General features: G+C 40.1%; 1 protein-coding gene and 1 pseudogene. Both read left to right on the top strand.

Features of this window, described 5'->3' with window-relative positions; genetic code table 11:
* Positions 1 to 173 precede the first annotated feature (173 nt).
* A complete protein-coding gene (locus VU18_RS18095) occupies positions 174 to 659 on the top strand; it encodes a M48 family metallopeptidase (RefSeq protein WP_021322744.1) in 486 nt (161 codons plus the stop codon).
* Between the two features lie 60 nt (positions 660 to 719).
* A pseudogene (locus VU18_RS18090) lies at positions 720 to 989 on the top strand (sugar transferase); the annotation flags it as partial.
* Between the last annotated feature and the right edge of the window lie 96 nt (positions 990 to 1085).

Here is a 1085-nt window from a genome sequence, read left to right as displayed (position 1 = left end):
TCATGGGAGGGTCCTTTTATGAGTGCTTTTGCAACTGATTCATCATTAGAAAAACACCCTTTTCCAGTGTCTCACCCATTGTATTTCGCTGGACTATTGCTTTATGAGGCGAAATGCACTAAAATTTACAAGTAGAAGGTTGTCGATTTTTGTGAAACGAGGAGAATTTACTCATGGTTGGGCGATGGAACCGATACGTGTTTCTTAGTCTGCTCGTCTTGGTGTTATCAGGGATCGGTTATGTTCATTGGAAGGGACAACAGCAAGACGAAATGTTTCGAAACGACTACATCGAATACCAAAAAGCGATTCAAGCTATGCAACAAGGACGAGTAGAAGAAGCTTTGCCGCAGTTGCAATCATTGTTGGACAAGTATCCTGATCGTTACAACATCATGCGCACACTGGGACTAGCGTACGCGATGAAAAATGATTTTCAAAAAGCCGCTTTCTATTATGATCGAGCCATTCAAAAAAGACCGTTTCTGCAGCAGGATCCGATCTTTACCTTGCAATTTGGCGAGATTCTGTATTACAACGGTGAGTATGCGAAAGCAAAAGCATACTTGGAACAAAGCAGGCGGCTTCCTGGATCAGAAGCCTACCATACGACCATCGATCACTTGTTATCAGAAATTCAATATCAAACATCTTCATAAGGTGAGAAACGAACATGTCGGATTGGTACAAGTACTTACAAATTGAACGCGATGCCCAAGAAGATCGATATGAGTATCGTTGGTCCGCGGCCTGAACGTCCTTTTTTTGTCGAAAAGTTTAAGAAAGAAATTCCAAAATATATGATTAAACATCATGTCCGCCCAGGAATCACCGGATGGGCTCAAGTGTGTGGATTACGGGGGGATACCTCGATTCAAGAAAGGATTGAACATGATCTTTTTTACATAGAGAACTGGAGCTTGTGGCTAGACATAAAAATCATTTTGCTTACAATTACCAATGGTTTGGTAAATAAAAATGCATATTAGGTTCTTCTGTCATTTGATATTTGATTGGGTAAGTGGGAATTTTTGTAGTGTCACCATTTTATAAAAGAGTGTATGGTATATAAGTTGCAATAAAGA

Source organism: Geobacillus sp. ZGt-1, from assembly GCF_001026865.1.
In the GTDB taxonomy this organism is placed as follows: domain Bacteria; phylum Bacillota; class Bacilli; order Bacillales; family Anoxybacillaceae; genus Geobacillus; species Geobacillus thermoleovorans.
This window is presented reverse-complemented; position numbering and strand designations above follow the sequence as displayed.